This window comes from Pseudomonas sp. PGPR N4 (assembly GCF_059693665.1).
The window spans coordinates 1,086,971-1,113,681 of the sequence record NZ_JCAUKV010000001.1 but is presented as its reverse complement, the minus strand read 5'-3'; the positions used below and the strand labels follow the sequence as shown (position 1 = coordinate 1,113,681).

Genomic DNA, 26,711 nt, shown 5'->3' with positions numbered 1-26,711 from the left:
GCTCAACCTCGAAGCCACAGGCTCCATGCCGACAATCAGATGACTTTTACCGCCCGGCCAATAAACTGAATCGGCCCAGTCGGCTTGCCAGTCTTCGATCCGCCGGCATTCTCCAGTGTCAGTTCGAACAACTGGTTCGCTTCAAGCGGCGGCAGTTTGTCCAGCGGCACCGAAATCTTCTCCCCTGGCTGGACCAGACCTAGCGAGACCGGCCCTTGCCAGTCATCACCCTTGGTCCAGAACTGCAGGGTTTTGTCGGCCGGCACAGTGACTTGGCCGAGTGGAATCAGCTCGACCTCACGCGGACTGCTGGCCTGAATCACCCAGCCCGGGGCGCGGTCTTGCGGGGCGACCAGCACGACCAGATAGGAGGTCTGCGGCGGCGTGACAGTCTGGCTCGACAGCGCCACGGCCATCACCAGACATGCCGCCAGGCCAGCACCTGCCAGGCCACGCCACAGCGGCAGCAGGTTCCACCAGGAGGTGTTCACGCTGCGTTCGGGGGCTGCTTCACGTGGAGCGAGGTTGTCCAGGCTGCGGCCAATGCGCTGCCACAGTTGCCTCGAGGGTTGTTGCGCCGGGGCGAGGGCAGTCAACTCCAGCAGGCGTTGCTCCCAAGCATCGATAGCGGCGCGCAAGGCACCGTCATAGGCCAGGCGTTGTTGCACGGCGTCACGTTGCTCGGCGTCGAGCGTGCCCAGTACGTATTCACCGGCCAGTTGCTCCAGCTCATCGGCGTTGCTCTGGTCGTTGTTCATCCCATGCACTCCCGCAATGCTGCCAGGCTGCGTTTGATCCAGGCCTTGACCGTGCCCAGCGGCGTGCTCATGCGCTGGGCGATTTCTGCATGGGTGCAGCCGTCGACGTAGGCGTGCAGGATGCAGTCGCGCCGCGCCGGCTCCAACTGCTCCAGGCAGTGGTAAATCCGCGCCGAATGCGCCTGCGCGGTAAAGTCCACTGGCTGCCACTGCGCAGAGGCTTGCAGCGCCTCGTCGTGTTGCTCATCCAGAGGCACCTGGCGGGCGCCATCACGCACGAAGTTTAATGCCAGATGCCGGGTGACGCTGTAGATCCAGCCACGTGCCGAACCTCTGTCTGGGTCGAAGCTTGCGGCATGCGTCCAGATGCGCACGAAGGCGTCATGGACGATGTCTTCAGCGACCGCCGGTTCGCGTGCGATGCGCAGGGCGACCCCGAGCAAACGCGCGCTTTCCTGCTGATACAGCTCGCGCAGGGCTCTACGATCGCCTGCAGCGCAGGCCAGCAGGCAACGTTGATAATCAAACGCGGTTTCAGGCAAGGACAAATTCTGTTCAGCCATTGGCAAGGGGTGCGGACCCCAGCCGGCTGGCCGGGGTTTGTCGCAGAGCTTAGACGACTTTTGTAGTCAGCACTTGCCGTGCACGTCGATCACTTGGCAGACCAGAAGATGTAGTCGGCCTGATATTTGACAACCTGTTTCTCACCCTTGTTGGCGGCAGTGCATGCGCTGGCGGGAGCTACGCCGCCTTTGGTCGCGGTGCGCTGAATGTAACTCACGCCCTGCATCGCGCCTTTGCCGTCGGCGGGGTTGGCCTTGACCAGTTGGTAGGGGATGTCGCCTTTGCTGGCTGGGGAGACGGCGACCTGGGTGCCGGTGACTTTCGAACCATCCTTGGCCTGCCAGGTTGCAGGTGGGCCAAAGTAGTCGCCGACTGCTTTGCCCTTGCGGTCATTGAGCACGGCTTTGGGGCCGACGAAGAACCACTCGGTCTGGCCGGCGGCATCTACCTTGTCGCGGCACTCGTAGGTGATCTCGCCTACGCCGACGGTTTCCATCATCACTTTGTTGCCGTCCGGCACCTTGACTGCATCCGGCAGGCCCATTTGCGCCTGGGCGGTCTGCATGAACAGGGACAGGCCGCCGATGGCCAGGGAAGCGCTGATCAGGCTGAGAGGACGTTTGCCATTCATGGTGTATCTCCTGGTGAGTAACCGAGTGGCAGCGATGGGCTGCTGACAGTACTACCCGCCAGGAACGGGTTTGGATGCAGGCTGTTGAAAATATTTTTTCACGCGAGATCAAACTCGCTACGCGCACGCTCAGGACGGCTTGGCAGCATCGCTGCCTGCAACTGCTGGCCTGCTGAGTGCTGAAAACTGAGCTCCTGATCGACGGATCGATCCTCGACGATGCGGCCATCCGCAAGCACCATTACACGCTGGCAGAAGTAGCGCACCAGGCTCAGGTCGTGGCTGATCAGCACGAACGCGGTGCCGGTGTCGCGGCGCAGTTGCTCAAGCCGCTGCAACAGTTGCACCTGCAACACCCGGTCGAGATTGGACAGGGCTTCATCGAGCACCACCAGCTGGGGTGAAATCGCCAGAGCTCGAGCGATATTGGCCCGCTGCAATTGACCGCCACTGAGTTGTTGCGGCAAACGCTCGGCGTGTTCGGCCGACAGGCCCAGTTGCTCCAGCAACTGCAACACGCGCTGGCGTTGGGCTGCTTGGCTGATCGTGCTCAGATGACGCAGGGGCTCAGCGATGCTCCAGCCAATCGAGCGCTGTGGATTGAACGCGCTCGGCGCGTCCTGAAACACCAATTGGACGGCGCGCTGAAAATCGCGCGCCGCCTCGCCACGCAAGCGGCTGACGTCCCGCCCGGCGAAGCTGACCTGGCCCTGGCTGGGCCGCTCAAGCCCGAGCAGCAGGCGGGCGAGAGTGCTTTTGCCGCTGCCGCTGCTACCGAGCAGGCCGGTGGTCTGGCCGGCCTCGAACTGTACATCGATGCCTTCCAGCACCTGCAGCCACTTACCTCTGCCGAGCAGCCCGCCACTGCGATAACCGTGTTCAACTTGCTGTACTCGCAGCAGGCTCATGGATGACCCCCGGTCAGCAGATGGTGCGCGTCTAGCAGTGTACGGGCGCTGGCGCTCGCGGGTGCGTCGAACAGACCTTGGGTGTCTTGCCGTTCGACGATGCGCCCGGCGTCCATCACCAGCACGTGGTCGGCGCAGCGTGCGACCACGCCCATGTCGTGAGTCACCAGCAGCACGCCTAGCCCGTGTCCTTCAACCAGCTCCATCAACAGTTCGAGGAAGCGTGCCTGGCTCAGTGCATCGAGGTCGCTGGTCGGCTCATCGGCCAGCAGATAAGGGGTCTGCGCCATCAAGGCCAAGGCGATCATCATGCGCTGAAGCATGCCGCCACTGAGCTGGAAGGCGAACGATTCGAGCACCCGCTGGTGATCGCCCAAGCCAACTGCGGCAAGGCATTCGATCATTTGCTGACGGGCATCGGCGCCATGCACGCCACGCAGCTTGAGCGTTTCCTGAGCATGACTGGCCATGCTCCGCACTGGGTTGAATGCGCTGCGCGGGTTTTGCAGAACCAGGCTCGCAACGTGCCCGCGCACCTGCGCAGGTGCCAGCGAAACGCCGTCTAGCAACAGCTCGCCACCGCTACGCAGCAGGCCCTGCGGCAGCAGATCAAGCATGCCCAGACAGCTCAGCGACTTGCCCGAACCGCTGCTGCCAACCAGCGCGCAGACCTTGCCCCGGTGCAGCTGCAGACTGAGTTGATCGACCAGCAGCGTGTTCCGGCTGGCAACGCTGAGGGTGCGCAACTCGAGGGTGGGGGTGGGCATCTAGTGGCGCTCCTGAGCAGGGTCGAGGCGGTCGCGCAGGGCGTCGCCGAGCAGGTTGAAGGCCATCACCGAGAAAAAGATCATAAGCCCCGGCCACAACAGCAGTTGTGGATGGGTCCAGATGAACTCCTTGGCGTCGGTGATCATCACCCCCCACTCGGCAGTTGGCGGCGTCACCCCAAGGCCGAGAAACGACAGCCCGGAGACGTGTAGCATCATATGGCCGATATCCATAGTGGCGAGCACCAGCAGCGGCCCGGCGATGTTGGGCACTACATGCTGGCGCAGCCGGCTCCAGCGCGAAGCGCCGGCCAGCCGTGCTGCCAGTAGGTACTCGCGGCCACGCTGGGCGATGACCAGGCCGCGCACCATCCGCGCGTACCAGGCCCAGTGGGAGAGGGCGATGGCGACGATGACATTGGTCAAGCCGGTGCCGAGCAGGGTGACGAAAAAAAACGCCAGCACCAGCGTGGGGAAGGTCATGAACATGTCGCAAAGACGCATCAGCAGCAGGTCCAGCTTGCCGCCGACAAACCCCGCGACGCCGCCGACCAGCAGACCTAGTGCCAACACCAGGGACAGCGTCAACAGCACGCTGCCCAGCGACAAGCGGGTGCCGACAATCAGCCGCGAGAGCAGGTCGCGGCCGAGGTGGTCGGTGCCCAGCCAGTGACTCATGCTGGCCGGTTGCAGGCGTTGGCCGACGTCGATCAAGTCCGGATCATGTGGTGCCAGCCACTGGCCGAACACTGCCAGCAGCACCAGCAAGCTGACCAGCAGCGCGCCTGCCGCAAGGCTCCAGCGAAGTCGCAACGGTTTGTGCGGCACCGCGGCAAAGGCGCTCATGCGTCGACCCCCTGCAGGCGGCTGCGCGGATCAAGCCAGGCATAGCAGATATCCACCAGCAGGTTGCACAGCATCAGCAGGCCGGTCAGCAGCAGGGTGAAGCACTGCATCACCGGGAAATCACGGTTGAGCACCGCCGATACGGCAAAGCGGCCGACCCCGGGCCAGGCAAAAATGGTTTCGATCACCAGCGCACCGCCGATCAGTTCGCCAACGTGCATGCCGGTCGCGGTCACCAGTGGCAGCCAGGCATTGCGCAGGATGTGCCCGCGCCACACCCGCCGCTCGGGCAAACCCCGGGCACGGGCGTAGGTGACATGCCGTTGGCCGCTGGCTTCAAGCAGGCTTGCACGCAGCAGGCGGGCGTTGATCGACATCGACATCAGCGCGATCGCCAGTACTGGCATCACCAGCTGGCCGGGGCTGCCGCGGCCCAGCGCCGGCAGCCAGCCCAGCCACAGCGAGAACAGCGCAATCAGCAAAAACGCCAGCCAGAAGTTGGGCATCGACACGCCGATGAAGGTCACCGCGCGCACTGCGTGATCTGGCCAGCGCCCCTGCCAACGTGCCGCCAGCAGGCCCAGCGGCACTGCGAAGAGCAGGGTGCAGGCCAGGGCCAGGCCGCCCAATTGCAAAGTCGCCGGCAGGTAATAGAGCAGATCGTCAAGCACCGGCCGACCGGTCAGGTAAGAGATACCGAAATCCAGCTGCAGCGCCTTGCACAGCCAGATCCAGTATTGCTGGTACAGGGGCAGATCCAGCCCCAGCGCCTGGCGCACTTCAGCGACTGCCGCGTCGGTGGGCGGGATATGCGACAGGCGCAGGTAGTCCAGCGCAGGGTCGGTACTGCCCAGATGCAGCAAGACAAATACCAGCAACGACACGGCCAGCATGACCGGTAACAGCAACAGTAGGCGCAACAGGATATAGCGCAGCATCGGTCAATGTTCCTGGCTGGGAGTCATGGCTTCGAACGGCACATCGAACAGGGTGCTGCCGAACTGCACGTGGTCGACCACGTCGCGGCGCAGGCTGATCGCAGTCAGGTAGGAGATCGGCACATACACCGCCTGCTCGTGCAGGGTGGTGAGGATGAAACGGTACTGCTCGGCGCGTTGCTGTGGGTCGGTGCTGGCGAGTACCTTGGTGATGCGCTGGTCGAGTTGGTCCTTGATCGCCAAGCCACGTTGGGCCATGTAGTCGGCATGGCCGGGGTAGCGCATCGAGCTGACGAACGAGTGTGGATCGTAGGGCGCGCCCCAGGTGTCAGCGAAGATCATGCCGAAGTCGCCTTCGCGCTGGCGGCTCACCAGCGCACCTTCCTCAACAGCGCGCAGGGTAATCTGCATGCCAAGCTTGGCCAACTCGCCCTGGAACACTTCGGCGAGACTCTTTTGCAGGGCGCTGGTGCCGAGGAACACCAGTTCGACTGCCAGTGGCTCGCCACCCTTGCTGCGCACGCTTGCCCCGGGCACCAGTTGCCAGCCTGCAGCATCCAGTTCGCGGGCGGCGAGGGCAGGGTCGTAGGCGTACGGCGCAAGGCCGAGGTCGGCATAAGGCAGGTTGGGCGCGAACAGTGTGTCGGCGCGGGGCTCCAGGCCATACAGAATATTGTCGATGATCGCCTGTTTGTTCAGACCATGGTTGATCGCCCTGCGCACCGCCAGGTCGCGGGTTGCGCCTCTGCCAGTATTGATCGCCAGGCTGCGAGTCGCCAACGGTGCTGACAGTGCACTGGCAAAGCCCTGATCGCGCAGACGCACAAAAGTACTGGCGGTGATCTCGCCGGCAGCGCCCTGGATCAGGTCGATCTGCCCCGTCTGCAGAGCCAGCGCGCGGCTGTTGGGGTCGGGGATGACTTTGACCAGCACCTCGCCGTAGGCGGGTTGCGCGCCCCAGTAATACGGGTTGCGGGTGAACCGATCAAATTCGCCCAGGCGGCTCTCGACCCGCTGCCAAGGACCGGTGCCGACTGGCTCGCCAGGTTTGGCCAGCGGCGCACCGAAGCGCAGTGGGCGTACCTGGGCCAGTTCCATCAGGGTCGGGTAGTAGGGGTGTTTGAGGAACAGTTGCAGGGTCCGCCGGTCCGGCGCTTCGACCCGCTCCAGCGTAGTGACCAACTCCAGCCAGCGATGGCGTTTGCTGTTGGCCAGCACCGCATCCAGATTGGCCTTGGCGGCAGCCGCATCGAACGGCGTGCCGTCACTGAAGCGCACGCCGTCGCGCAGGGTGAAGGTGTAAGTCTTGCCGTCGTCGCTGACGTGCCAGCTACTGGCCAGCCAGGGTTCGACCGTGCCGGCTGCGGTGTAGCGCACCAGCGGCTCGTAGACCATGGCCTGTGCGTACATCTGGTCGGGTGCGTAGCCGCGCGGGTCGAGCGGGCCCGCATTGACCGGCCACGAATAAACCAGCGTTGGTGCCTCGCGGTCGGCGTGCGCGCACAGGCTGGTAGCCAGCAGCAAGCCCCAGAGGGCGGACTTTAATGTGCCGGAGGACTGCTTCACAGGTGGGACCCTATCTTGACGGAGGCCGTAGCCTAGAGAGGTCGCCGGGGGGAGTCCAGACAAAATCACTGGCCTGCAGGTAACAAAATACGACTACAGCACAAGCTGATTGCGTTGCATCACTTGTACGCGCCTGGTGAGAACCACAAAGAAAAAAATCGAACTCGCGCCCCGGCTTGCTTGCCCACTTCCTAGCTAGTGAATAATTCCCGCAAGGAGACAGCAATGCCCAGTTCAGATGGCAAAATCCGCTACGCAGTGGTTGGCGGCGGTTCGATCTCACAGGGTGCATTCATGCCTGGGGTCGGCCAGACCGACAATTCGGCGCTCGCTGCACTGGTGACTGGCGACCCTGAGAAGGCCCGTCAGCTGGCCAGCCGCTATCAGCTCAAGGCGTGGGCCTACACCGATTACGCAGCACTGCTCGCCTCAGGTGAAATAGATGCGGTTTACATTGCCACGCCCAACTACCGCCATCGCGAGTTCGTCATCCCGGCGCTGGAAGCCGGCATTCATGTGCTGTTGGAAAAGCCCATGGCGGCCAGCGATGACGACTGCGTGGCCATCCGCGATGTGGCGCAACGCACAGGCACTAAATTGATGGTCGCCTACCGTTTGCATTGTGAGCCAGGCACGCTGGAGATGATCGAGCGTGTGAATAGCGGCGAGTTTGGCCAACCACGGTTGTTCACCTCGATCTTCACCCAGACCGTCAAGCCGAGCAATCACCGTGCCCACAGCGGCTTTGCCGCAGGCCCGGTAGCTGACATGGGCCCATACCCGCTGAACATGGTGCGCCAGCTGTTCAATGCCGAGCCGATCGAGGTCAGTGCGCAGGGCAGCCATTCTCCAGGCAGTCGGATCGACACCTGGGACACTGTCAGCGTGTCGCTGCGTTTTCCTGACGAGCGCCTGGCGCAATTTACCGTCAGCTACTGCCTACCCGACTCGGAGCGTTTCCAGTTGCTTGGTAGCGGGGGCGAAATCGAAGCCTCGCCTTGCTATGGCTATGGTGAAGATGTCGCGATCAGCTACCGCGCAACCCTCGACGACACCACCCGCGTGCATGTGCATCCAGTGGTGGATCAGTTTGCTGGCGAGACGGCGTACTTTTCTGATTGCATCCTCAACGATCAGGCGCCGGAGCCAGACGCGGAGGAGGGATGGCGCGATGTCCGCGTGATCATGGCGATCGAGCGGGCGTTGATCACCGGGCAGGCGCAGATGCTCGAGCCGCTGCCGGCCAGGCGCCTGCCGCAGCGTGAGCAGCGTCGCGCGTTGGCCCTCGCCGAAGTGCCGACCTATGTGAATACCGAATCGCCTACCGAGTAGTCAGACGCCCGGGCCTAGGCTTGGGCTGGCTGCGCAGCCTGCTTGCGGATTGCGCGCGGTCTGGTTGATCAGCGAGGCCAGCCGCATCAGGTTACGTTGATGGGCCGTAACTACTGCATCGATTGATGCGCCGGCCGGGCTTTGCACCACACTGCGACAATCCAGGCTGGCGCCTGCGGCGACCCGCAGGCGCCACTTGGTATCCAGCAGCGCGTATTGGCCGGGCACGGAATCAAAGCGCTGCACAATGATTCTTACCGAGCGTTGCTGGCCAGGCACGCCACTGCTTAGTTGCTCGGCCAAGGCGCTGCGCAGCTCATCGGCCAGGCTGGCGCCCCACCATTGCGTTTCCAGAATGGCCAGCCCGCTGGCGCCTTGGCGAATCACGATCTGGGCGCGGTCGACCTGCGCGGGCACACTGACGCTTTCGATGGCGATCTCGCTGCCGGCCGGGGAGCGGCTGACCTGGGTTGGCATCAGCGTGTGAAACTGGATCGGCTCGCTGCGACACGCTGCCATCAGCGCCAGCGTGACGAGCAGCATGAGCGTGCAGGGTGAAGTCATGGCTATCGCTCCGGGTCAGTTGCGCGGCGGGCCTTGCAGGTCGATTGGTGGCGCATTGCTTGGTCGACCACGGATCAACGCCTCTGGGTTACGCCCCAGGTAATCGGACAGATCGCGCAACGAGCGCGACATTCGGCCGAGTTCGTCGAGGGTCTCGCTGAGCTTCTCACGCTGCGGTGAGTCTTCGGCGAGCGTGGCGCTGGCCGACTGCAAGGTCTTGCTGACATCCGCCAGGGTGCTCTGCACCCCCGGCAGGGTGCGGCTGTTGAACTGCATCAGGCCTTTGCGCAGCTCGACCAGGTTGCCATCAAGGTTGCCGGCGATGCGCTCGACCGGCAACTTGTTGATTTTTTCCAGCATCGCCTGGAGTTGCTCCTGGAGGATTTCCAGGCTGCCGGGCAGGGTCGGGATCGCAATTGGCCTGGCGTTCAGGTCGAAGGCGACCTTGGGCGCCTTGGGGAAGAAGTCCAGGGCGATGTATAGCTGACCGGTCAGCAGGTTGCCATTGCGTGCCTGCGCGCGCAGGCCGTTGGCAACGAACGAACTGAACACCTGGGCGGTGGCGGTCATGTCATCCGGATCATGCTTGAGCGCTTTGAGCATTTTCTTGTGCGCCTGGCCCAATCGCTGCGCATACACCACGATCCCGACGTTGATCGGGAAGCTGCGTTGCACTTCATCAAAGTCCAGATTGACCGAGACCACTCGGCCGATCTCGATACCGAGAAACTCCACCGGCGCGCCCACTTTGAGGCCGCGCATGGCCTGGTCGAAACGCAATGTCAGGTACTGGGCTTTGCCGCTCGGCGGGGCCAGCGCGGTTTGCTGATCATCGAACAGCTCATAGGTGCGGTCTTCGGCGGCGGCGCTATCGTTGGGGCTGTACTCTGGTGCGCGGAAGGCGATGCCGCCAACCAGCAGGGTCGACAGCGATTCAGTCTTGATCGCCACGCCGTTGGCGCCGACGTTGACGTCGATGCCGCTGGCGTTCCAGAAGCGCGTGTTGTCGGTGACATAGGCGTCGTTGGGGGCGTGGATGAACACTTCGATATTGACGCCTTTGCCGTCGGCATCCAGCGCGTAGGCGACTACCTGGCCGACCGGGATCTTGCGGTAGTACACCGGCGAGCCAATATCCAGCGAGCCGAGGTCCTGGGTGTGCAGGGTGAAGCGCTTGCCGGGTTCGCCGTAGGTGATCGGCGGCGGGTTTTCCAGGCCCTTGAAGCGCTTGGCGCGGCCCTCGGCCTGGCCGATGTCGGCGCCGATATAGTCACCCGACAGCAGCGTATCGATACCGGACACGCCGCCGGCGCCAATGCGCGGGCGTACCACCCAGAACTGCGAGTCTTCGCGGGTGAAGCCCTCGGCTTGCTTGTCCAGCTGGACGGTGGCGTTGACGCTGCGTTGATCATCGCTCAGGGCCACCGCCGAAACGTGACCGATGACCACGCTGCGGTATTTGACCTCGGTCTTGTTCGCCACCAGGCCACTGCCGGTCTTGAAGTTGAGGGTGATGGTCGGGCCTTCCTGCAGTTTGCTGTGAATCACCAACGACAGGCCGACCAGTACCGCCACCAGCGGGACCAGCCACACCAGTGACACGCTGAAACGGCGCGTCTTGATCGGTGGCGGTCCCGGTTCTGCGGGTGCTTCAGTGGCGGGCGACTTCATCCGTGGCCTCCTCAGGTCCTGCTTGCCAGATCAGACGCGGGTCAAAGCTCATCGCCGCGAGCATGGTGAACACCACCACCAGGCCAAAGAACAGAATCCCGACGCGCGGCTCGATATCGCCCAGCGCCTGGAACTTGACCAGCGCTGCAACCAGCGCCACTACCAGCACGTCGAGCATCGACCAGTAGCCGATCAACTCGACAAACCGGTACAACTGCGAACGCTCGCGGCACGCCCACCGGCTGCGCCGTTGGACGGTGATCAGCAGCAGCGACAGCGCGACGAACTTGACCCCCGGCACCGCGATGCTGGCGATGAAGATGATCAGCGCGATGTCCCACGCGCCGTGCGCCCAGAACTCCAGCACGCCGCTCATGATGGTGCTGTCGGCACCGTCGCCGAGCATGGTCGTGTTCATCACCGGCAGCAGGTTGGCCGGGATGTAGAACACCAGCGCGGCCAGCATGAACGCCCAGGTGCGGGCCAGCGAGTTGACCTTGCGCCGGTGCAGTGGTGCGTCGCAGCGCGGGCAACTAAGTGGCTCGTCGCGCATGTCGCAGGCCAGGCCGCAGCTGTGACACAGGCACAGGTTGAGCTCGGCGGCCGTCGGTGGGCGATTGCTGGCAGTGCGGTTCATGGCAGCGCCCACAGTTCGCGGATATCGCGACCAGCGATGCGGATCAGCAGCAGGCTCAGCGCGGCGAGGGCGAACAGGCCGATACCGGGCAGCACCGCCAGCATCCCGGCCAGCTTGAAAACCGCGACCATGGCGCCGAGCAGGCAGACTTCGAGCATGCTCCACGGGCGCAGGGTTTCCAGCCAGCGCATGCACAGTTTGAACGCCGGCGCGCGGCGCTGGCTGAGGGCAAAGGCCAGTACCCAGATCAGCAGCATCAACTGAAACGCCGGCGCGATGATGATGGCGATGGCTGCGACCATGGCAATGAAGGTGATGGGTCCCTGGCTCAGCGCCAGTACTGAATCCCACAAGGTGGCGCTGTTTTTCAGGCCCTGCAGGCTGATGGTCATGATCGGGTAGAAGTTGGCGAACAGCCACAGCATGGCTGCGGTGATGGTCAGCGCCAGGCGTTGTTCCACCGTCAGGCCGTTGTAGCGCTCCAGCACGCCGGCGCAGCGCACGCACAAGGACTTTTGATGTTTGCCGAGCACAACCTGCTGATAAACGCAGTCGCAGTGCTCGCAAATGATCAGCTGGGCGGTGCTGGCCATGGTCGCCATCGCATGAGGCAGGGTTAAGTGAATATAGAAGTGCTGGCTTATTCGGCAACTTTTTCCTGGAGGTAATCCGCTGACAACGGGTGATGCCGGCTGAACCTCGACCCCGTTCTGCAACTCCACTGGCTGACGGGCAAGTCAAGCAGGGAGAGGCTGATGATTTATCTGGGTTGTGCCGGCTGGAGCATCTCACGTACTTACGCTGCACAGCTGGCAGGCGAGGGCAGCCATCTGCAGCGCTACGCCCGCCAGCTCACGGCGGTAGAGATCAACAGTTCGTTCTATCGACCGCATCGCCCAGCCACGTATGCGCGCTGGGCAGGTGCGGTGCCGCCGGGGTTTCGCTTCTCGGTCAAGCTGCCGCGTGCCATCAGCCATGAACGGCGTCTGGTCGATTGCGCGCAAGCTTTGGCTGAGTTCTTTGCGCAGTGCACGGCGCTCGGGTCAGCGCTGGGTTGCGTGCTGGTGCAACTGCCGCCGTCGTTGGCTTTCGAGCCGCTGCTAGTGGAGCGTTTCATGGCTGATGTGCGCGAGGTGTATCCAGGGCCTGTGGCATTGGAAGCGCGCCACCCCAGCTGGGCCGAGGCCGGAGCGCTGATGGAGCAGTTGCAGGTGGCACTGGTGGGCGCAGACCCGGCGCGCTTTGCCCTGGACGCGCAGCCGCGTGGCTGGCCAGGCCTTGCGTACTGGCGCCTGCATGGCTCACCGCGTGCCTATTTCAGCGATTACCCCAGCACCTGGCTGCAGGCGCTGGGGCCGCAGTTGCTGGCCCGCGCCGAGTCCGGCTCGGCGACCTGGTGCATTTTTGACAACACGGCAGGCGATGCAGCCTTGGGCGATGCCCTTGAACTGCAAACGCTACTGGGTAGTTGAGCGCAGTACACTTTGCAGAAATGGCGCCGTCCGGCTTTGCTTGCAGCGGGCGACATCGGCGGGCGCGCCGCTGGCGACGACCTGGCCACCCGCAGTGCCGGCGCCAGGGCCGATGTCGATGACCCAGTCGCTTTGCGCCACCACACGCATGTCATGCTCGACCACCACCACCGTGTGCCCGCCGTCGACCAGCCGGTTCAGTTGCAGCAGCAGGCGGTCGACGTCCTGCGGGTGCAGGCCGTTGGTGGGCTCATCCAGCACATACAGGGTGGCGCCGCGCGCGCTGCGTTGCAGCTCGGTGGCCAGCTTGATCCGTTGCGCTTCGCCACCGGACAGCTCGGTGGCCGGTTGGCCAAGGCGCAGATAACCGAGGCCAATATCGGCCAGCACCTGCAAGCTGCGCCGCACGGGCGGCTGTTCGGCAAACACCTGCAGCGCTTGTTCGACGGTCATGCCGAGCACATCGGCAATGCTCATGTCCTGCCAGGTCACTGCCAGCGTTGCCGGGTTGTAGCGGGCGCAGTGGCAGGTCGGGCAGGGCGCGTAGACGCTGGGCATGAACAGCAACTCGACGCTGACAAAACCTTCGCCTTCGCAGGTTTCACAACGGCCCTTGGCAACGTTGAACGAGAAACGTCCGGCGTCGAAGCCCTGCGCCTTGGCCTGTTCGGTGGCGGCAAACAGCTTGCGGACGTGATCGAACAGCCCGGTGTAGGTGGCCAGGTTGGAGCGCGGGGTACGCCCGATCGGCTTCTGGTCGACCTTGACCAGCCGCTTGATCGCCTCCAGGCCGGCGACTATGCGGCCGCTGCTGGCCTGCTCAGGCTCGTCTTCCAGGCTCTGTTCGTCAGGCTCTGCGGCTTGCTCCGGCTGGCCCAGGTGAGCGCTGACCAGTTCCAGCAGCGCCTGGCTGACCAGGCTGGACTTGCCCGAGCCGGAGATCCCGGTAACCGCCGTGAAGCAGCCCAGCGGGAACTGCGCACTGAGGTCCTGCAGGTTGTTGCGGGTTACGCCCTCCAGTGTCAGCCAACCCTGGGGGGCCCTTGGTTGCTGATGTTGCGGCCCGGCCTCGGCGAACAGATACGCGCGGGTACACGACTGCTCGATCTCGGCCAGGCCCACTGGCGGGCCGCTGTAGAGAATCTGCCCGCCGTGCTCGCCGGCGGCTGGGCCCACATCGATCAGCCAGTCGGCGCGGCGCATGGTGTCCAGGTCGTGCTCGACCACAAACACTGAATTGCCGCTGCTTTTCAGCCGTTGCAGGGCCGCGTACAGCGCCTCGCTATCGGCCGGGTGCAAGCCGGCCGAGGGTTCGTCGAGCACATAGATCACGCCGAACAGTTGCGAGTTGAGCTGAGTGGCCAGGCGCAGCCGCTGCAGCTCGCCGGACGACAGCGTGGGCGTGCTGCGCTCGAGTGCCAGATAACCCAGGCCAAGGTCGATCAAGGTGTTGATCCGTTCCAGCAGTTCGGCGGCAATGCGTTGCGCGGCCAGGCGTTTCTCCAGCGACAGATTGGGCGTGTGGCGCACGTCCGGGCCGCCGCTGTGCGCCGGCTCGCCCTTGGCTGCGCGTTGCTGGCGGGCCTCGCGGGTTTGCTGATGGGAGAGGGTAGCGCCGCTTTGCTCTGCGTTGGTCAGGTAGTCGGGATTGGCCACCGTGCGCAATACCACGGCCAGGTCCTGCAACGGCAGCTGCGAGAGCTCGGCAATGTCCAGGCCGGCGAAGGTGACGGTCAGGGCTTCGCGCTTGAGGCGTTTGCCGGCGCACAGCGGGCATGCACTCGGGCGCATGTACTGGCTGACGCGCTTGCGCATCTGCGCGCTTTGCGAGTGCATGAAGGTGTGCAGCACATAGCGCTTGGCGCCACTGAATGTGCCTTGATAACTCGGCTCCAGCTTGCGTTTGAGCGCTGTGCGGGTCTGCTCGGGAGTCAGCCCGGCGTACACCGGCACAGTCGGGGTTTCCTCGGTGAACAGGATCCAGTCACGCTGTTCTTGCGGTAGATCGCGCCATGGCTTGTCGATGTCGTAGCCGAGGGTGACGAGGATATCGCGCTGATTCTGCCCGCCCCAGGCCAACGGCCAGGCCGCCACCGCACGCTCGCGGATAGTCAGAGAAGGATCGGGCACCATGCTCGCCTCGGTGACTTCATAGACGCGGCCCAGGCCATGGCACTCCGGGCAAGCGCCCTGCGGCGTATTCGGCGAGAAGTCCTCGGCGTACAGCATTGGTTGCCCGTCGGGGTAACTGCCGGCGCGCGAGTAGAGCATGCGGATCGAACTCGACAAGGTGGTCACGCTGCCCACCGAGGAGCGCGCACTGGGGCTGCCGCGTTGCTGCTGCAGGGCTACCGCTGGCGGCAAGCCTTCAATGGCGTCGACATCGGGTACGCCGACCTGATCGATCAGGCGCCGTGCGTAAGGCGCCACTGATTCGAAATAACGCCGCTGCGCTTCGGCATACACGGTGGAAAACGCCAGCGAGGATTTGCCTGAGCCGGACACACCGGTAAACACCACCAGCGCGTCGCGAGGGATGTCGACGTCGACGTTCTGCAAGTTGTGTTCGCGGGCGCCGCGCACGCTGACGAAGCCGGTGAAGGCGTGCTCTGGGGATGTGCTGCGTGGTGGCATGGAAGACGGCCCTGATCTGCTGGAAATAACACCTTGATGAGTAGGACCGCATCGGCCAATGGCCGTGCGGGTGAGTTTCAAATCCGGATCTACCCAGAAGTTTTTCTACTGGCTCTCGTGATTATTCATGACTGCTGACGAGCCTGCTCTCGGGTGTAGCCTTTAAGCGTCATCAATGTGTACTCAGGAGCAATCATGTCAGCAGACAAAGTAGCCATTATCACCGCCGGCGGCAGCGGCATGGGCGCCGCCGCCGCCCGCCGACTAGCCGCCGACGGCTTTCACGTCGCGATCCTGTCCTCTTCCGGCAAAGGCGAGGCCCTTGCCGCTGAACTAGGCGGTATCGGCCTGACCGGCAGCAATCAGTCCCCTGCCGATCTGCAAGCACTGGTCGATGCGGTCATGACCAAATGGGGCCGCGTCGATGTGCTGGTCAACAGCGCAGGCCACGGCCCACGGGCGCCGATTCTGGAGCTGAGCGATCAGGACTGGCAGCTTGGCATGGACACGTACCTGCTCAATGTCATCCGTCCCAGTCGCCTGGTTACCCCGATCATGCAGCGCCAGCAAGGTGGCGTGATCATCAATATTTCTACCGCCTGGGCTTTTGAACCTAGCTCCCTGTTCCCGACTTCAGCGGTGTTCCGGGCAGGGCTGGCCGCGTTCACCAAGATTTTTGCCGACGAATATGCCGGCGATAACGTGCGCATCAACAACGTCTTGCCCGGCTGGATCGACAGCTTGCCCAGCACCGAGCAACGCCGCGACAGCGTACCGCTCAAGCGTTATGGCACCAGCGAAGAAATCGCCGCCACCGTGGCATTTCTGGCCAGTGAAGGCGCCGCCTACATTACTGGGCAGAACATCCGCGTCGATGGCGGCATTACCCGCAGCCTCTAACCGCTGAGCAGGCCATGGGCAAGTTCGCAGGAACCCCTCGGCGCTGGGCTGACTCAACCGGGAAACCAGCGCCGGGTAACTGCCAATGAATGTCTTCGATGCCTCCTTGCAGCCACAGGATGAACAGCGGATCTCGGCACTGTCGGGGTGGTATCACCTGCTTGAGGACCGCCAGCAGCGCATGGACTGCCCCAACACCTACCACGAGCGGCTGCTCTATCAGGCTGACGAAATGGACCGCCTGGGCTTGGTGACGTGGCAAGAGTGGCGTGACCTGAGGCTTGAGGCAGACAAAGCCTACCTTTGGGCCGTGCACGGTGGCGACTACCGCAACTAACTGTGCCACGGGGCCTCAACGACCCCGCACACATAGCTTAAACGGCGGGATTAGGCTGCCCTGTCGGCACCTCGTCATGCAGTGAAACCCGCGCAGTCTCCGGCAGCGCCAGGCCACCGATCAACGCCAGCAAGGCGATCACCACCAGATAAAACGCAGGTGCCAGGCTGCTGCCGGTCTGGCCAATCAGCCAGGTCGCAACCAGCGGCGCGGTGCCGCCGAACAGCGTGTAGGCAACGTTGTAGGTGATCGCCGAAGCGGTGTAGCGGGTGCGGGTAGGGAAGCTTTCCGACAGCAGCGCGGCAGTGACTACGCCACTCATCAGCGCACCGACCGCCAGCAGGATCACGCCGAGCAAGGCGCCGGACATCGACCCCGAGCTCGCCAGCCAGTAGGCCGGGAACACCGCAACCATCACCCACAGGCAGGTAAAACCAATGGTCTTGCGTCGGCCAATGCGGTCCGAAAGCAACCCGGCCAGTGGGCAGCCGGCAGCGGCGAACAGCAGTGCCACAGTGGTCACCAGCAACGACTGCGCGCGGGTCAGGTTGCCGACCAGTTGCAGGTAGGTGGCAAAGTAGGTGGTGAACATATAGAACGACAGCGCCGTCAGCGAAATGAACGCGCCGAGGTTGCGGATCGCCCGGCCGTGATTGCGCAGGGTCTGCTTGAGCGGCGAATGGCTGTGCACCTTGCCTTCGGCGATGGCCGCGCGGAACGCCGGGGTTTCCTCCATGCGCCAGCGCAGGTACAGACCGACCAGGCCCAATGGCGCCGCGATCAGAAACGGCACCCGCCAGCCCCAGGTGTTCATCGCGTCACTGCTCAGGTTTGCCTCGAGGGCGTAGGCGATCACTGCCGCGCAGGCAAACGCCGAGAAGGTCGACACCGGCACGAAGCTGCCATAGAACGCGCGTCTGTTTTGCGGTGCGTGTTCCATCAGATAAGCGCATGCGCCGGCGTACTCGCCACCAGCGGAAAAGCCTTGCAGGCAGCGCGCCAGGGTCAGCAACAGCGGCGCGGCGATACCGATGCTGGCGTAGGTGGGCAGCAGGCCGATGAGGGTGGTCGAGCCCGCCATCAGCAGAATGGTCATCGACAACACGCGTTTGCGCCCGAGCCGATCTCCCAAAGCACCAAACACGATGCCGCCCAATGGCCGCAAGGCAAAGGCCACGGCGAATACGGCAAAGGTTTTCAGCAGGCCGGCGCCGGGATCGGAGCTGGCGAAGAACTGGCTGGCGATCAGTGTGGCAAGGAAGCCGTAGACGGCGAAGTCGAACCACTCGACGAAATTGCCAACGGCCGAGGCCGCGATGACCCGGCGCAAGGTGGCCGGTGATACCTCATGGGAAGTGGACATGCGGAGACGCTCCGATTTGCCATGGCAGCATGATTGAAAGTGCCGCAGTCGGGCCGCAGCATCGTTGTTATGGCTATCAGTAGATCGGCAGGTTGCGCCGCGCGCATATTCGGGGGCGACACTGAGCTATCTGTTTCAACCAGCAGGCAAGCGGTTGCGCAGGGCTAGACCGGGAACACCACGCCGGTACGCGAAGCCGCGTTGCGGATATGCTCCTGCATGGCCCGCTGCGCGCCCAGTTGCGAGCGTCGGGCCAGGGCGCGGAGGATCTTGCTGTGCTCCTGCCAGGTTTCCATGGCCCGCTCCGGGCGTATGAACGGCAGCTTCTGGCTTTCCAGAAAGATGTCTTGGCTGGCGGTGATCACATGCAGCATGGCGCGGTTGCCGGCGGCCTGCAGCAGCGCCTGGTGGAAGGCAAAGTCCAGCCGCGCTGCCGCTTCGAAGTTACCCGCACGTAACTCCTGGCGCATGGCCTCGACATTGGCGGCAAGCCGGTCGAGATCGTCGGCCGTCAGGTTCAGCGCCGCCTGCCCGGCGGCAAAGCCTTCCAGTGCATAGCGCAGTTGGAAGGTGTCGGCGGCAGACACCTGCTCGGCGTACGGCCAACTGAAGCCCACCGGGGTGGCCGGCACCGGTGCCAGCACGAACACGCCCTTGCCGGGCTGCACGCTGACCAGGCCCAACGCGCTGAGGGTCGATAATGCTTCGCGCAACGAGGCCCGGCTGACCCCCAGTTGCTCGGCCAGGTCGCGCTGCGAGGGCAGGGCATCACCGGGCAGATAACCACCGTCATCGATCAGTTTGCGGATTGCCTGCAAGGCGATTTCCGGGACGGCGCGGGGGAGGGTATCGAGCATGCAGTTCAGACCGGTCAGAGGGCAGGGTTCGACCCTTTTACGGGCAATGCGCGGCGCTGGCAAGCCTTGCTCCGTGCTGGCGCAGGGTGAACGGGCTTTGCACAAATGCAGGGCGCAGCGCGGCGTGCTTACCTCAGTCTGCAGGCAACTGTTCAGACCAGTAAGACCGTGGCGCAGACGGGCTGGCCTGCTTTTGCGGGGTTTCGCGAGCTTTCTGGCATGGCCCGTGCACTTGTCCTGTGTAACTGCCTGTCCAGTTGCCCACTCTGACCCTGCGAGGCTCGTGCATGACCAAGTTCCGTACCCTGTTTCTGGCTACCCTGTTCTGCGGCGGTGCCCTTGGCGCAGTTCAGGCCCAAGCCGATGCGCTGGCCGACATCACCGCCCGTGGTGTATTGAAAGTCGCTGTGCCGCAAGACTTCCCGCCATTCGGTTCGGTCGGCCCTGACCTCAAACCGCGCGGCCTGGACATCGACACCGCGCAGCTGCTGGCCGACAAGCTTGGGGTCAAGCTGGCGCTGACGCCGGTCAACAGCACCAACCGTATCCCGTTCCTCACCACCGGCAAGGTTGACCTGGTGATCTCAAGCCTGGGCAAAAATCCGGAGCGGGCGGCGGTGATCGACTTCTCGAAACCCTACGCACCGTTCTACCTGGCTGTGTTCGGCCCGGCCGAGACCAAGATCGACAGCATCGATGCCATTGCTGGCAAGACCATCAGCGTCACCCGCGGCTCGATCGAAGACATGGAGCTGTCGGCAGTGGCCCCCAAGGGCGCAACCATCAAGCGCTTTGAAGACAACAACTCGACCATCGCCGCCTACCTGGCTGGGCAGGTCGAGCTGATCGCCAGTGGCAGCGTGGTCATGGCGGTGATCGCCGAGAAGAACCCGGCCAAGGTGCCGGTACTCAAGGTCAAGCTCAAGGACTCGCCGGTGTATGTCGGCCTGGCCACGCTGGATGCAGCCAAGGCTGACGGCAGCCTCAATCGCAATGCGGAAAAATGGCTGAAGCAGCCGCTTCCGGCTGACCTTTAAGCCGCGCCTGGAGTTGCTGTTCGATGGCCTATCAATTTGATTTCGCCCCGGTGCTGGCCCAGGCTGACCTGCTCCTCAAGGGCGCGCTGTTCACCCTGCAACTGACGGTGGTCGGCACCGTGCTGGGGCTGGCCATCGGCGTGCTCGGCGCGGTGGTCCGGGCCTGGCGTCTGCAGCCGTTTTCCGCGGTGTTCGGGGTGTATGTGGAGCTGATCCGCAACACGCCGTTCCTGGTCCAGCTGTTTTTCATCTTCTTTGGCTTGCCGGCGCTTGGCGTGCGCCTGAGTGAATGGGAAGCGGCAGTGCTGGCGATGGTAATCAACCTCGGCGCGTACTCCACCGAGATCATCCGCGCCGGCATCATGGCCATCCCCAAGGGCCAGCTGGAAGCGGCTGCAGCGTTGGCCATGAGCCGCTTCGAGGCGTTTCGACATGTGATTCTGCAGCCGGCACTGGCCAAGGTCTGGCCGGCGCTGAGCAGCCAGATCGTGATCGTCATGCTCGGTTCGGCGGTGTGTTCGCAGATCGCCACCGAGGAGTTGTCGTTCGCGGCCAACTTCATTCAATCGCGTAATTTCCGCGCGTTCGAGACTTATCTGCTGACCACCGTGCTGTACCTGCTCATGGCTATCGGCGTGCGGCAGTTGCTGGCCTGGCTCGGCCAGCGCTGGCTGATGGGGAGACGCTGATGGACTTCACCTTGTGGGATATCGTCCGCAACCTGCTGACCGGCTTGCAATGGACCTTGTTGCTGTCGCTGGTGGCGTTTGTCTGCGGCGGCGTTGCCGGCTTGCTGTTGCTGCTCGCACGGATCTCGGAAAACCCTTATCTGCGCGGCCTGGCCCGGGGCTATATCGAGTTGTTCCAGGGCACGCCATTGCTGATGCAGCTGTTCATGGTGTTCTTCGGCATCGCGCTGTTCGGCATCGACGTTTCGGCGTGGATGGCAGCAGCAATTGCCCTGACGCTGTTTACCAGCGCGTTCCTTGCCGAGATCTGGCGCGGTTGTGTCGAGTCGATCGGCCGTGGCCAGTGGGAAGCGTCCGGCAGCCTGGCGCTGAGCCGGCTCGAACAACTGCGCTATGTGATCCTGCCGCAGGCCATGCGCATCGCCATCGCGCCGACGGTGGGCTTCTCGGTGCAGGTGGTCAAGGGTACGGCGGTCACGTCGATCATCGGCTTCACCGAACTGACCAAGACCGGCGGCATGCTCGCCAACGCCACCTTCGAGCCGTTCCTGACCTACGGCCTGGTCGCCGTGGGCTACTTCATCCTCTGCTACCCGCTCTCATTGAGCGCCCGTTATCTGGAAAGGAGGCTGCATGCCCCTGCTTAGAGTGTCTGCGCTGCACAAGTATTACGGCGACAACCACGTGCTCAAGGGCGTTGACCTGAGCATCGAAGAGGGCGAAGTGGTCGCGATCATTGGCCGCAGCGGTTCGGGCAAGAGCACCTTGTTGCGCACCCTCAACGGCCTGGAGTCGATCAGTGACGGCGTCATCGAAGTCGACGGCGAGTACCTCGACGCTGCCCGCGCCGACCTGCGCAGCCTGCGCCAGAAGGTGGGCATGGTGTTTCAGCAGTTCAACCTGTTCCCGCACCTGAGCGTCGGCGAGAACGTGATGCTGGCGCCGCAGGTGGTGAAGAAGACCAGCAAGGGCGAAGCGCGGCAACTGGCTGAGCAGATGCTGGCGCGGGTCGGCCTGGGCGAGAAATTCAATGCCTACCCGGATCAACTCTCCGGCGGCCAGCAACAGCGGGTGGCCATCGCCCGTGCGCTGGCGATGTCGCCGAAAGTGCTGCTGTGTGACGAGATCACTTCGGCATTGGACCCGGAACTGGTGACCGAGGTGCTGGGGGTGGTACGCCAGCTGGCCAAGGAGGGCATGACCCTGATCATGGTCACTCACGAGATGCGCTTTGCCCGGGAAGTGGGCGACAAGCTGGTGTTCATGCACCAGGGCAAGGTGCATGAAGTGGGCAATCCGCAGGAGGTGTTCGCCGCGCCGCAAACCGCTGAGCTGGCGAACTTCATTGGTGCGGTGGCGCAAGCGTCCTGAGCTGCTCGACCAACTGAGCAGCTAGTGGCCGTGCTCTGCGATCTCAGGTTAGAGTTCGTGCTTGTGCCACTCACGGACCCTGTCATGGCCCAGAATATCTACGACACCCCTGCATTTTTCGCCGGTTACAGCCAGTTGCCACGTCAGACTCAGGGGCTCGCTGGCGCTCCCGAGTGGCCCAGCTTGCGCGCCATGTTGCCTGTACTCGCCGGCAAACGGGTGGTCGATCTGGGTTGCGGCTTTGGTTGGGCGTCGCGCTGGATGCGCGAGCAAGGCGCGGCCTCGGTGCTAGGGCTGGACCTGTCGCAGAACATGCTCGCGCGTGCCCGGCACGATACCCATGATCCGGCGATCGAGTACCGCATCGCTGATCTGGAGAGCCTCACGCTGCCAGCAGCAACGTTCGATCTGGCCTACAGTGCGCTCACCTTCCACTACATCGAAGACTTGCCGCGCCTGATCGCAACGCTGTACCAGGCACTGGTACCGGGCGGCCAGTTGGTGTTCAGTTGTGAACACCCGATCTACATGGCCGCTGCCGGCGCGCACTGGCAGCACGCCGAGAACGGCAGCCTGAGTTGGCCGGTGAGCCGCTACGCAGTTGAAGGCGAGCGGCGCAGTGACTGGTTTGCCAAAGATGTGTTGAAGTATCACCGCACCCTGGCCAGCACGCTCAACAGCTTGATCGAGGCGGGTTTCCAGGTTGCCCGGATTGAGGAGTTTGCACCGAGCCCAGAGCAGATCGAGGCCTGGCCGGCGCTGGCTGAAGAGCTTGAACGGCCAATGATGTTGCTGGTCTCGGCACGACGTTGAGGCGCCATCAGAAACGCACGTCCATGGCCAACTCGAGCGTACGCGGCGCGCCCATGTAGTACTGCAGGCCGTATGCCTGCTTGGCGTAGACCTCGTCGGTGAGGTTGCGCACCCGTGCGGTCAGTGCGGTGTTGCGGTCGACCTGATAGCGCGCGAATGCACCGAACAGGGTATAGGCCGGCGCCTTCAACGTGTTGGCGTTGTCGGCGTAGACCGAGCCGACATAACGTCCGTCAACGCCCATCGACCAAACCGTATCGAAGCTGTAGGTCAGCCACAGGTTGCCGACATTGGCCGGCACGTTGACCGGCGCGTTGCCTTTACGCGATACCGAGACGCCATTGGCGGCCTCGTTGAACTCATCGTACTGCGCATCGACATAGGCATAGTTGGCTTCGGCCAGCAGCGTTGGCGTGACTTGAAAACGCCCAGCCAGTTCGATCCCGCGTGAGGTCTGCTGACCGGCTTGCACCGTCAGGTTGGGGTTGCTCGAATCGCGCACGGCAAAGTCCTTGCGCACGATCTGATACAGCGCAACGGTTGCCGCGCCGCGACCTTCGAGAAAGTCGAACTTGCTGCCGGCTTCCCACTGCTCGCCCTTGGACAGATCGAACAGGCCGACGTTGGAATAGGTGGCGGCGGCCAACGACCCGGCCGGCAGGTCGGCAGCGGTGCTGTACTGCAGGTACACGTTGGCGCTAGGTGTCAGTTCATAGGTCAAGCCGACCCGCCCGCTGAGCGGTTCCCAACGGCGTTCAAAGTAGGCTGGGCTGGTGGGCGAAACCGTGCCGTAGTTGTCCACCTGCATTTCCAGGTAGTCGTAGCGCAGGCCTGTGAGCAAGGCCAGGCGATCGGTCAACTGCAGGCGGTTTTCAGCGAACACTGCGCGATTGTCGATCTGGTGATGGCGCTGGCGTGTCAGGCCGGTATTGACCCCCGGGATGTCACCGAAACTGCCAGGGTCGAAATGGTCTGGGTCGACCACGTCGCTCCAGCTGCCCGCAGTGGGGTAGAGGTCCTGGCGCATGCGCGAGTAATCCACGCCCATCGCCCACTGGCTCGACAGGCCAAGCAGGCTGTTGGCGTGGCGCAGTTCGATACGGTCGCCCAGTACCGTTTGCTCATGGCGCTGCAGGTATGGGCTGCCGCGCTGGACATTGCCCGCGGCGTTGTAGCTGTACCGCTCAAGGTTGCGGTAATCGCGTTGGGCGTCGTAGTGGTACAGGGTGTTGTGCACGCTGGTGGCGTCGCTGATCTGGTAGTCGAGCATCGAGCGCAACCAGCGCACGCGCTGTTCATAGCGGCCGTCGGCGACGTTGTAGTTCTCGAAGCGGCGGCTGTTGTCGATCTTCATGGTGCTGCGCCCCGGCAGGATCGGCGCGCCCCAGTAGGGGCTGACTTCCTTGTCCTGCTGGTACTCGATGGCCAGCGTGTGGGTGAGGTCGGGGGTCAGCTCACTGAGCAAGGACAACGCCAGGCTGTCGGTATCGCGCTCATTGCGGTCGATGTATCCGTTACTGTGGCCGCGGCTGAAATCCAGGCGCACGAAGTGGTGGGCCTCGGCCGGGTTGCTGGCCAGCGCCTGATTGATACCGAAGGCGATTTCCGAATCGTCGAAGCTGCCATAGCGCAGGCGGCCATCGATGGTCTGCTGATCGCGGCTTGCCAGCTTGCTGATGTAGTTGATCGAGCCGCCAACTGCACCGGCACCATGCAGGAACGACGACGGCCCACCGATCAGTTCGACGCGATCAATGACCCAGGCGTCCACCGGGCGAGTAGCGCTGCTATAGCCGAGGTTGATGCCGTTGAAGAGCTGGGTGACCTGGTTCTGGGTGAAGCCGCGGTAGCTGACAAAGCCGCCGTAGCCGGGGTTGGCCGAGGCGTTGACACCGGTCATGGCGTTGATCACGTCCTGGGTGTCCTTGGCCCCGCGTTGTTCGATCACGCTGCGGTCGGAAACACTGACCGAGGCGGGCGTTTGCCGCGCGGTCAGGCCGAGCTTGGAGCCGGTACGGATCGGCTCGTCCAGTTGCACGCCCGAGGGTGCTGCGCGGCTGGCGTCGATGCTGGTGGCGGTGAGTTCGATGGCCGAGTGGTCGGCCCAGGCGATACTGCAGGTGCTCGCCAGGAGCACCAGGGAAGTCTGGCGGATCATGTTGTTGTGGTTTCCACGCAAAAGTCATGGCTGAGCACACACCTGCGGGCAAGTGGCCCGGGCGGCTCAGACGAAGGTTGCTGGCGCTGCGTGGATGGCAGGGGAGGCGCGTGGGTTGAGGGCAGGGCGCACATAGCGTGGCGGCGGTTGGGCCCAGCTGCGCTGGACCATCGGCGACGGCGCGCTGCCGCGTTGGCGCTCGAACCACCAGCCGGTGCTGCTCGGTGCCACCGCTTGAACAAACGATGAGCACACCGGGCAGTCCAGCTGCGCCATGTGCTGATCACCGCTGGAGTCGCCAAGGTCGACCGCCGGCCCGTGCTCGCTGGACAGCGAACAGAAGCCACCGTTGAGCCCGGACAGTTGCAGGCCGCTCATCTGGCCGTGGTGCAAACCGCAGATCAATAGGCTGAAGAGGACGCTGGCATACAGCGCCCAGGCAGTCAGCGCGCGGCTCTGGCGGGGGATTTTCATGGCGGTGAATCTACCATCAGCTCAGCATCGCCTGAGTGCTGACTGCCTGTGGTGGATTGTCGCACCTGGGTGTCAGGCGGCGCGTTCCAATACATCGAGCAGGTCGACGAACTCGCGGGCCAATTTGTGCGTGGGTGCCAGATGGACCAGCGGCACGGCCGCCTGGTGCGACTCGCGCATCTTGATCGAGGCGCTCAGGTACACCGGCAGAATCGGCAAGCCTTCACCGCGCAGTTGCTCGACCAGGGTCTGGTGCAGTGCGGTGCGCCCGGCGTACTGATTGACCACCACGCCCTCGACGGTAAGTTCTGCATTGTGGTCGTGGCGCAGCTCTGCAACTTCGGCCATGACGTTGAGCAGTGCCTGGCGCGAGAAGCTGTCGCAGTCGAACGGAATCAGCAGGCGCTCGGCGGCAAGCAGGGCGCTGAAGGTATAGAAGTTCAGCGCAGGCGGGGTGTCGATATAGATCCGCTCGTAATCTTCCGACAGCGCGACCAGCAGCTTGCGCAGCTTGTTGATCTTGAATTTGCTTTCCAGACGGGTCTGCAAATCGGCCAGCTCTGGGCTGGCAGTGACCAGATGCAGGTTGGCGTAGCGTGTCTCGCTGATGGCCACACGATTCTTCTTGCCTTCAGGGCTGGTACTGAGGGTCTGCCTGAAGAAGTCGGCAATGCCGGGGGGGATCTGATCGTTGCTCAAACCGGTCAGGTAGTAGGTGGCATTGGCCTGGGGATCAAGATCGACCAGCAGCGTGCGGTAACCCTCTGCAGCACTGGCGGCGGCGAGATTGCAGGCAATGCTCGATTTGCCCACGCCACCTTTTTGATTGAATACGACTCGACGCATGCTGCGGTTCATCCCTGAAATAAGCCGTGGGGCCATAGATGGCAGTTCAGAGACAATCCTATGAAGTAAACATGACAGTATTAAGACAAGGGTTGTTACATTTTGCCCGGTGCTTGAAACCCGCATCCTGAGCGAAGCCGGCACGCTCGAATCGCAACTCGAACATGCCGGCGTTTAACGTGCAACGGCCAGTGGATTAGCCGCCGCCACCGCCGCCACCGCCGCCTGCGCCGCCGCTACCGGAACTGCCCGAGCCAGTGCCGCTGCCTGAGCCGCCCATGCCACTGCCGCCGGTGCCGCCTTGGTTGTCATCGCTGTCAGTGGTGCTGCCGCCCATGCCGCTGCCCCCGGTACCGCTGCCGTTCATGGTGCCACTGCCAGTGCCGTCACGCTGCATGGTGCCGGTGCCCGTGCCGTCGCTGTTCATGGTGCCCGGGCCAACGCCGGTAGCGCCGCCGGTCTGGGTGCTTGGCGCGTCGTTGTCATTCATGTTGGTCGCGGCCATGGCCAGTGGCGCGGTGGCGCCCAGGCAGACTGCGAGACAAAGTGCATGCATCCGCTTCATGGTGTATCTCCCG

The 26,711-nt window shown here is 63.6% G+C and carries 28 protein-coding genes; 9 read left to right on the top strand and 19 right to left on the bottom strand.

The window, feature by feature from the left end; translation table 11 throughout:
• Window positions 1-35: 35 nt before the first annotated feature.
• The 8 genes from AC58X1_RS04945 to nikA all read right to left on the bottom strand — a co-directional run bounded on the left by AC58X1_RS04945 (window position 36) and on the right by nikA (window position 6,978).
• On the bottom strand, window positions 36-758 hold the full coding sequence (locus AC58X1_RS04945) for an anti-sigma factor (RefSeq protein WP_188036136.1): 723 nt from the start codon (window positions 756-758) through the stop codon (window positions 36-38).
• A complete protein-coding gene (locus tag AC58X1_RS04940; protein ID WP_101320050.1) occupies window positions 755-1,321 on the bottom strand; it encodes a sigma-70 family RNA polymerase sigma factor in 567 nt (188 codons plus the stop codon). The genes AC58X1_RS04945 and AC58X1_RS04940 overlap by 4 nt, the downstream gene beginning before the upstream one ends.
• A gap of 89 nt (window positions 1,322-1,410) precedes the next feature.
• Entirely contained in the window at window positions 1,411-1,953 is a 543-nt protein-coding gene (locus tag AC58X1_RS04935) for a DUF3455 domain-containing protein (RefSeq protein WP_188036135.1), read from the bottom strand.
• Window positions 1,954-2,051: 98 nt separating this feature from the next.
• Window positions 2,052-2,861 carry a nickel import ATP-binding protein NikE gene (gene nikE / locus AC58X1_RS04930; RefSeq protein ID WP_150569042.1) on the bottom strand — a complete coding sequence of 270 codons (810 nt, stop codon included), beginning with the start codon at window positions 2,859-2,861 and terminating at the stop codon, window positions 2,052-2,054.
• On the bottom strand, window positions 2,858-3,628 hold the full coding sequence (locus AC58X1_RS04925; protein ID WP_150569043.1) for an ATP-binding cassette domain-containing protein: 771 nt from the start codon (window positions 3,626-3,628) through the stop codon (window positions 2,858-2,860). The genes nikE and AC58X1_RS04925 overlap by 4 nt, the downstream gene beginning before the upstream one ends.
• Window positions 3,629-4,474: a nickel ABC transporter permease subunit NikC gene (nikC, locus tag AC58X1_RS04920; protein WP_497428442.1), complete on the bottom strand. Its 846-nt coding sequence runs from the start codon at window positions 4,472-4,474 to the stop codon at window positions 3,629-3,631.
• Complete coding sequence (gene nikB, locus AC58X1_RS04915) at window positions 4,471-5,412, bottom strand: nickel ABC transporter permease subunit NikB (RefSeq protein ID WP_188036134.1); 942 nt, start codon at window positions 5,410-5,412, stop codon at window positions 4,471-4,473. The genes nikC and nikB overlap by 4 nt, the downstream gene beginning before the upstream one ends.
• 3 nt (window positions 5,413-5,415) lie before the next feature.
• Entirely contained in the window at window positions 5,416-6,978 is a 1,563-nt protein-coding gene (gene nikA / locus AC58X1_RS04910; protein ID WP_150569045.1) for a nickel ABC transporter substrate-binding protein, read from the bottom strand.
• A gap of 225 nt (window positions 6,979-7,203) precedes the next feature.
• On the opposite strand from nikA, the gene AC58X1_RS04905 reads away from it, so the two are divergent.
• The gene (locus AC58X1_RS04905; protein ID WP_188036133.1) at window positions 7,204-8,310 is read left to right on the top strand and encodes a Gfo/Idh/MocA family protein; all 1,107 of its coding nucleotides are present in this window, start codon (window positions 7,204-7,206) and stop codon (window positions 8,308-8,310) included.
• Here AC58X1_RS04905 and AC58X1_RS04900 read toward each other — a convergent pair whose 3' ends face one another.
• From AC58X1_RS04900 to AC58X1_RS04885, 4 genes are read right to left on the bottom strand one after another with little or no spacing between them, the layout of a single operon-like run.
• Window positions 8,311-8,874 (bottom strand): PqiC family protein, encoded by a 564-nt coding sequence (locus AC58X1_RS04900; protein WP_188036132.1) that lies wholly within the window; start codon window positions 8,872-8,874, stop codon window positions 8,311-8,313. It abuts the gene before it with no gap.
• 15 nt (window positions 8,875-8,889) lie between these two features.
• The gene (locus tag AC58X1_RS04895; RefSeq protein WP_188036131.1) at window positions 8,890-10,545 is read right to left on the bottom strand and encodes a PqiB family protein; all 1,656 of its coding nucleotides are present in this window, start codon (window positions 10,543-10,545) and stop codon (window positions 8,890-8,892) included.
• Window positions 10,526-11,182, bottom strand: a complete 657-nt coding sequence (locus AC58X1_RS04890; RefSeq protein WP_181107412.1) for a paraquat-inducible protein A — start codon at window positions 11,180-11,182, stop codon at window positions 10,526-10,528. Before AC58X1_RS04890 ends, AC58X1_RS04895 begins: the two co-directional genes overlap by 20 nt.
• Window positions 11,179-11,775, bottom strand: a complete 597-nt coding sequence (locus AC58X1_RS04885) for a paraquat-inducible protein A (protein WP_101320028.1) — start codon at window positions 11,773-11,775, stop codon at window positions 11,179-11,181. The genes AC58X1_RS04890 and AC58X1_RS04885 overlap by 4 nt, the downstream gene beginning before the upstream one ends.
• A gap of 162 nt (window positions 11,776-11,937) precedes the next feature.
• Here AC58X1_RS04885 and AC58X1_RS04880 point away from each other — a divergent pair, with 162 nt between their 5' ends.
• Window positions 11,938-12,654: a DUF72 domain-containing protein gene (locus tag AC58X1_RS04880; protein WP_188036130.1), complete on the top strand. Its 717-nt coding sequence runs from the start codon at window positions 11,938-11,940 to the stop codon at window positions 12,652-12,654.
• Here the strand turns inward: AC58X1_RS04880 and AC58X1_RS04875 are convergent.
• Entirely contained in the window at window positions 12,640-15,288 is a 2,649-nt protein-coding gene (locus AC58X1_RS04875) for an excinuclease ABC subunit UvrA (protein WP_497428441.1), read from the bottom strand. The genes AC58X1_RS04880 and AC58X1_RS04875 overlap by 15 nt on opposite strands.
• 195 nt (window positions 15,289-15,483) lie before the next feature.
• Between AC58X1_RS04875 and AC58X1_RS04870 the strand changes: the two genes are divergently transcribed.
• Both AC58X1_RS04870 and AC58X1_RS04865 read left to right on the top strand, forming a co-directional pair.
• A complete protein-coding gene (locus AC58X1_RS04870; protein ID WP_188036128.1) occupies window positions 15,484-16,188 on the top strand; it encodes an SDR family oxidoreductase in 705 nt (234 codons plus the stop codon).
• An 85-nt stretch (window positions 16,189-16,273) separates the two neighbouring features.
• Entirely contained in the window at window positions 16,274-16,525 is a 252-nt protein-coding gene (locus AC58X1_RS04865) for a hypothetical protein (RefSeq protein ID WP_101320022.1), read from the top strand.
• Window positions 16,526-16,562: 37 nt separating this feature from the next.
• Here the strand turns inward: AC58X1_RS04865 and AC58X1_RS04860 are convergent, their stop codons facing one another.
• Both AC58X1_RS04860 and AC58X1_RS04855 read right to left on the bottom strand, forming a co-directional pair.
• Entirely contained in the window at window positions 16,563-17,888 is a 1,326-nt protein-coding gene (locus tag AC58X1_RS04860) for an MFS transporter (RefSeq protein ID WP_188036127.1), read from the bottom strand.
• Window positions 17,889-18,052: 164 nt separating this feature from the next.
• Window positions 18,053-18,745, bottom strand: a complete 693-nt coding sequence (locus tag AC58X1_RS04855) for a FadR/GntR family transcriptional regulator (RefSeq protein ID WP_101323040.1) — start codon at window positions 18,743-18,745, stop codon at window positions 18,053-18,055.
• 287 nt (window positions 18,746-19,032) lie between these two features.
• Here AC58X1_RS04855 and AC58X1_RS04850 point away from each other — a divergent pair, with 287 nt between their 5' ends.
• From AC58X1_RS04850 to AC58X1_RS04830, 5 genes are all read left to right on the top strand, one after another.
• Window positions 19,033-19,782, top strand: a complete 750-nt coding sequence (locus AC58X1_RS04850; protein WP_497428440.1) for a transporter substrate-binding domain-containing protein — start codon at window positions 19,033-19,035, stop codon at window positions 19,780-19,782.
• 23 nt (window positions 19,783-19,805) lie between these two features.
• Entirely contained in the window at window positions 19,806-20,471 is a 666-nt protein-coding gene (locus tag AC58X1_RS04845) for an amino acid ABC transporter permease (protein WP_150569053.1), read from the top strand.
• On the top strand, window positions 20,468-21,118 hold the full coding sequence (locus tag AC58X1_RS04840) for an amino acid ABC transporter permease (protein ID WP_181107562.1): 651 nt from the start codon (window positions 20,468-20,470) through the stop codon (window positions 21,116-21,118). Before AC58X1_RS04845 ends, AC58X1_RS04840 begins: the two co-directional genes overlap by 4 nt.
• Window positions 21,105-21,842: an amino acid ABC transporter ATP-binding protein gene (locus tag AC58X1_RS04835; RefSeq protein WP_181107426.1), complete on the top strand. Its 738-nt coding sequence runs from the start codon at window positions 21,105-21,107 to the stop codon at window positions 21,840-21,842. The genes AC58X1_RS04840 and AC58X1_RS04835 overlap by 14 nt, the downstream gene beginning before the upstream one ends.
• Before the next feature lie 84 nt (window positions 21,843-21,926).
• Window positions 21,927-22,655: a class I SAM-dependent methyltransferase gene (locus tag AC58X1_RS04830; RefSeq protein ID WP_188036126.1), complete on the top strand. Its 729-nt coding sequence runs from the start codon at window positions 21,927-21,929 to the stop codon at window positions 22,653-22,655.
• 7 nt (window positions 22,656-22,662) lie between these two features.
• Here AC58X1_RS04830 and AC58X1_RS04825 read toward each other — a convergent pair whose 3' ends face one another.
• The 4 genes from AC58X1_RS04825 to AC58X1_RS04810 all read right to left on the bottom strand — a co-directional run bounded on the left by AC58X1_RS04825 (window position 22,663) and on the right by AC58X1_RS04810 (window position 26,698).
• Window positions 22,663-24,813: a TonB-dependent receptor gene (locus tag AC58X1_RS04825; RefSeq protein ID WP_101320006.1), complete on the bottom strand. Its 2,151-nt coding sequence runs from the start codon at window positions 24,811-24,813 to the stop codon at window positions 22,663-22,665.
• A gap of 66 nt (window positions 24,814-24,879) precedes the next feature.
• Window positions 24,880-25,287: a DUF2946 family protein gene (locus tag AC58X1_RS04820; protein ID WP_101320004.1), complete on the bottom strand. Its 408-nt coding sequence runs from the start codon at window positions 25,285-25,287 to the stop codon at window positions 24,880-24,882.
• 72 nt (window positions 25,288-25,359) lie between these two features.
• Window positions 25,360-26,133, bottom strand: coding sequence for a ParA family protein (locus tag AC58X1_RS04815; protein ID WP_101323039.1), 774 nt, complete (start codon window positions 26,131-26,133; stop codon window positions 25,360-25,362).
• A 196-nt stretch (window positions 26,134-26,329) separates the two neighbouring features.
• Window positions 26,330-26,698: a hypothetical protein gene (locus AC58X1_RS04810; RefSeq protein WP_188036125.1), complete on the bottom strand. Its 369-nt coding sequence runs from the start codon at window positions 26,696-26,698 to the stop codon at window positions 26,330-26,332.
• Between the last annotated feature and the right edge of the window lie 13 nt (window positions 26,699-26,711).